Origin of the sequence: Corallococcus sp. CA049B, from assembly GCF_003611685.1 — a bacterium.
In the GTDB taxonomy this organism is placed as follows: Bacteria; Myxococcota; Myxococcia; order Myxococcales; family Myxococcaceae; genus Corallococcus; species Corallococcus coralloides.
Genome location: NZ_RAWC01000368.1, coordinates 1 through 4,667, shown reverse-complemented (window position 1 = coordinate 4,667; position 4,667 = coordinate 1). Strand labels below are relative to the sequence as shown.

Here is a 4,667-nt window from a genome sequence, read left to right as displayed (position 1 = left end):
GCTGGTGGGCACGGCGACGGCGTGGGCCACATGGCGGCTGGCCCGCGCGTCCGGGGCCTCCACCCTGGCGGCCTCTGGCGGGGCGGCCCTGTTCGCCCTGGCGTCGGTGCCGCTGTACTTCGCGCCCCGGGCCATGAGCGAGAACGCCTCCGTGCTGCCGGTGGTGCTGGGCCTGGCCCTGGCGCTGCCCAAGGCCGCGTCCCGGCGCTCGCTGATGATGGGGGCGTCCCTGCTGGGGCTGGCGGTGCTGCTGCGGCTCCAGAACGGCGTGTTCTGCGTAGGCCTGGTGGCGGTGCTCCTCTGCCGGCGCCAGTGGCGTCAGGCGGGCGTGGCGCTGGCGGTGCTGGCCGGGTGGGCGCTGGCCTTTGGCCTGCTGGACAGGCTCACCTGGGGGCGGTGGTTCCACTCGGCCATCGTCTACCTGGACTTCAACGTGGTGCAGGGCAAGGCGGCCCAGTGGGGCACGGAGCCCTTCGAGTACTACCCGCGCATCCTGCGCACGGCGATGCCGGTGCTGACCGTCTTCACGGCCGCGCTGGCGGTGCTGGCCGTGCCCCGGGCGTGGGGGCTGTCCTTCCTGGCGGCGGCGTTCTTCCTGCTGCACGCGAACCAGCCGCACAAGGAGCTGCGCTTCCTGGTGCCGGTGCTGCCCCTGTTCGCGGCGCTCGCGGGCGTGGGGCTGGACTCCTGCATGCGGGTGCTGCGCGGCACTCCGGCGAGGGCCACCGCCACGTTGGCGGTGGTGGCGGGGGCGCTGTTGTCCGGCGCGGGCGCGGGGGCGCTCACCTTCGGGGACGTGGGCCAGTACGAACGCGTGCGTCCCAAGGACAGCGCCTGGGACGACCAGGGCCCGGTCAACCGGCTGCTGGAGGCGGCGGGCCGGCGCGACGACGTGTGCGGCCTCAAGGTGGAGGCGGTGCACCTGGCGTGGACGGGGGGCTACAGCTACTTCCACCGGAAGGTGCCGCTGTATCCCCACACCGGCCCCGGGCGGGACTCCCGCCGCTTCAGCCACGTCATCACCCGGGCGGGCTTCGAGGGCGCGGGCACGCTGCTGGTCCAGGACGGCCCGCTGGCGCTGGTGAAGCTGCCCGTGGCGGACTGCGCGCCGGACCCCGGCTACTCGTGGCGACTGCCCTGAGCGGGACAGTTGAGACGCGGAAGACCCTTCCGGCCCCCCCGCCGGGTTGGTAAGCCACGGCCATGCCCGAATCCAACTGCCTCTTCTGCAAGATTCGCGATGGCCTCATCCCGGCGAAGGTCGTCTACCAGGACGAACACTGCCTGGGCTTCGAGGACATCAACCCGCAGGCCCCCACCCACGTGCTGTTCATCCCGCGCAAGCACATCCCCACGGTGAACGACGTCGCGGCGGAGGACCGGGAGCTGGTGGGCAGCCTCTACATCGGCGCGGCGAAGCTGGCGCGCGAGCGGGGCCACGCGGACACGGGCTACCGCGTGGTGATGAACACCCAGCGCGACGCGGGCCAGACGGTGTTCCACATCCACCTGCACCTGCTCGCGGGCCGCACCCTGCACTGGCCGCCGGGCTAGCCGTCGTTCCGGCCCGCCCATCATGTTCAGCGCCCGGTCGTCACCCCAGTCCCGCCGCACCTACTCCCTGCTCGCCGTGCTGCTTTCGTCCGTGGCCGGCGCGGTCAACGCCATGGGGTTCGTGGCGCTGGGCGCGCACACGTCCCACATGTCCGGGAACATGGCCACGCTGGGCGAGTCCCTGGCCCAGGGCCGCTGGGACACGGCGCGGCTGCCCGCGCAGCTGATGGGGGTGTTCGTCGCCGGGGCCTTCTGCGCCACGGGGCTGCTGGACGCCTCGCGGCACCGCACGCGGGGCCGTCACGTGGCCGCGCTGCTGGTGGAGCTGTTCGTGCTGGGGGGCGTGGGCGTGGGCCTGGCGTCCATGCCGGACACGCCCGCGCCGGTGCTGCTCTGGGGCTTCGCCTTCGCCATGGGGATGCAGAACGCGCTCGTCACGCGGGTGTCCGGCGCGGTGGTGCGCACCACACACGTGACGGGGATGCTCACGGACATCGGCATCCAGCTGGTGCAGATGCTGGCGTGGGTGCGCGACGGGCTTCGCGGGGGAAGCGCGACGGGGCTGTGGCAGCGCGTGCGGCACCTGCCCTCCGCCGTGGAGTTCGAGCGCACGCGGCTCCACCTGGGCCTGGTGCTGGCGTTCCTCACGGGCTGCACGCTGGGCCCCTACCTGTTCCTGCGCCACGGGGCCGTGACGCTGGTGCTGCCGTGCGCGGTGCTGGGCGTGCTGGCGGCGCTGGACGCGCGGCTGACCGTGAAGCCCGTCGCGTCCCCCACCGCGCCCGGAAGCTAGGGTGACGCCGGCTGGACCACGGGCTGCGCCGGCTGGACCTGGGCCCGCGCGGGCGCGTCCGTGACGTTCGGATGGGCCGCGGCAGGGCCCTGGGACCAGGGGCGCAGCGCCTGGAGCACGCTGCTGCGCTCGTCCGTCCAGACGTACTCCGGCTCACCGCGCAGCACCAGCCGGCGCACGCGCGCCTTGCCCTTGCTGAAGGTGGGGCCCCAGAAGAACTCCGGGTCCCGGCTCAGCAGCATCCACGAGCTGGCCACCGCGTCGCCGTCGCTGTCCCTCGCGACGAGCGCCGCGGACAGGCCGGCGGCCCGCGCGTGCGTCAGGCTGATGGGCACCAGGTCCAGGTGCTGGTTGCTGATGTGCATCGCCAGCACGCCCTGCGGCGCCAGGTGCTGGAGGTAGAGCGCCACCGCCTCCTGCGTCAGCAGGTGCACCGGGATGGCGTCCGAGCTGAAGACGTCCAGCGCCAGCACGTCGAACTGGCGCGAGCCCTGCTCCAGCTCCTTCTCCAGGGAGATGCGCGCGTCGCCCTCGACGACCTCCACGTGCGCGGGCGTGTCCGTCAGCGTGCTGAAGAAGCCCCCCTGGCCCTTCGCGAGGTCGATGATGTCGGGGTTGATTTCATAGAAGCGCACGTCGTCCCCGGCGGCCATCAGCGTGGCGCTGTTGCCCACGCCCAGCCCCAGCATGCCCACGCGCAGGCCGCTGGGCAGCCCCTGCGCCTGGCGCCACCGGCGCTGCTCCGCGAGCGCGAGCCCCAGGCCCGCGTCCGTCGTGTAGTACGCCGTGGGGAGGCCGCGGCGCTCCGGGCGGATGTACTGCCAGCCGTGGGTGATGGCGCCGTGGCGCAGGACGTACTGGTGCTGCTGGGGATCGTTCGCGGACAGCTCCAGCACGCGCACCACGCCGAAGAAGTTGCGCGCGGCGAAGCGCACGCGTCCCAGGTCCGTGAGGACGAGCACCGGCAGGTGCACCGCCACGCCCACCAGCAGCGCCCCGCGAAAGAGCCGCTGCGTGCGCGCCACCGCCGTCTCCTCCTCCGGCTTGCGCATCAGCCCCGCGAAGGCCACCGCGCAGCACGCGGCCAGCGCCAGCGGGTGCTCCCAGTAGGTGGTGAAGACGGCGGGCGCGACCAGGTTGACGAACACGCCGCCCACCACGCCGCCCACGGACACCCAGAGGTAGAAGGCGCTCAGGTAGCGCGGCGCCGGACGGCGCCGGTACAGCTCCCCGTGGCACACCATGGCGCCCGTGAAGAGCGCGGACGCGTGGAAGAGCACCTGCCACCCCAGGCCCAGCGCGGGGCCCTCCTTGTGCGCGTACGTCACCAGCACCACGGAGGCGATGAGCCCCACCGAGTACGGCGTGCGCGCGTAGAAGGACTCGCGTGAGAAGGCCAGGATGAAGGTGATCAGGTACACCGCCAGCGGCATCACCCACAGGAAGGGGCCCGCCGCCACGTCCTGGGAGAGCTTGTTCGTCGTGGCCAGCAGCAGCACCGACGCGCACGTGCTCAGCGCCAGCCACGTCAGCGTGCGCCCCACGCCCGGACGTTGGGACGCCGATGCCGTGGAGGCCTCCTCGGAGACCGCTTCCGCGCTCTCGCTCGTGGAGGACTCGGGGGCGCTGGTCGCGGGGGCCAGGCGCAGCAGGTCCCGGGCGCAGGCGAGGACGAAGAGGACGAAGAGCACGAAGCCCGCGGCCCAGCCCCACGCCTGCGCGCTCCGGCCCACCCAGGGCTCCACGAGGAACGGGTAGCCCAGGAGCGCCAGCAGCGAGCCCGCGTTGGAGAGCGCGTAGAGCACGTACGGCGAGCGCTCTGGCCGCGCGCGCGCGAACCACGACTGGATGAGCGGTCCGGTGGTGCTGAGCACGAAGAAGGGCAGGCCCAGCGTGGCGGCCAGCATCCGCATCAACCGGAGCACGGGCAGGTGGTCGTCCACGGGGCGCCAGCCGTCCCCCGGCGCCAGCGGCGAGCCCGTCCAAGAAGCCCGCGCCGCGAGCGCCGCCAACGCCACCACCAGCAGGCTCAGGTGCAGGGCGGCCTGCGCGCGCGGGCGCAGCCGGGAGGCCACCGCGTGCGCGTAGGCGTAGCCCGCGAGCAGCACGGCCTGGAAGAACAGCATGCACGCAGTCCACACCGCGGGCGTGCCGCCGTACCAGGGCAGGGCGTAGCGGCCCGCCAGCGGCTGGACGCCGAAGAGCAGGAAGGCGCTGGTGAAGATGGCGAGCGCGTAGCGCACCATGCGGCCTCGGGGGCGGGAGGAAGACGCACGGCGTAGGGTTCCCGCGCTCCGGGTGTTTCCCGCCAGGGCGACAG

At 73.3% G+C, this 4,667-nt stretch carries 4 protein-coding genes; 3 read left to right on the top strand and 1 reads right to left on the bottom strand.

What is annotated here, in order from left to right:
- From D7W82_RS38525 to D7W82_RS38515, 3 genes are all read left to right on the top strand, one after another.
- A partial coding sequence (locus D7W82_RS38525; protein WP_120623022.1) for a hypothetical protein occupies positions 1 to 1,141 on the top strand: 1,141 nt, incomplete at its 5' end.
- Between the two features lie 62 nt (positions 1,142 to 1,203).
- Complete coding sequence (locus D7W82_RS38520) at positions 1,204 to 1,554, top strand: histidine triad nucleotide-binding protein (protein ID WP_120623021.1); 351 nt, start codon at positions 1,204 to 1,206, stop codon at positions 1,552 to 1,554.
- A gap of 22 nt (positions 1,555 to 1,576) precedes the next feature.
- Complete coding sequence (locus tag D7W82_RS38515; protein ID WP_120623020.1) at positions 1,577 to 2,347, top strand: YoaK family protein; 771 nt, start codon at positions 1,577 to 1,579, stop codon at positions 2,345 to 2,347.
- On the opposite strand, the gene D7W82_RS38510 is transcribed toward D7W82_RS38515, so the two are convergent.
- Entirely contained in the window at positions 2,344 to 4,593 is a 2,250-nt protein-coding gene (locus D7W82_RS38510) for a spermidine synthase (protein WP_120623019.1), read from the bottom strand. The two genes, D7W82_RS38515 and D7W82_RS38510, sit on opposite strands and share 4 nt — an antisense overlap.
- Positions 4,594 to 4,667 lie beyond the last annotated feature (74 nt).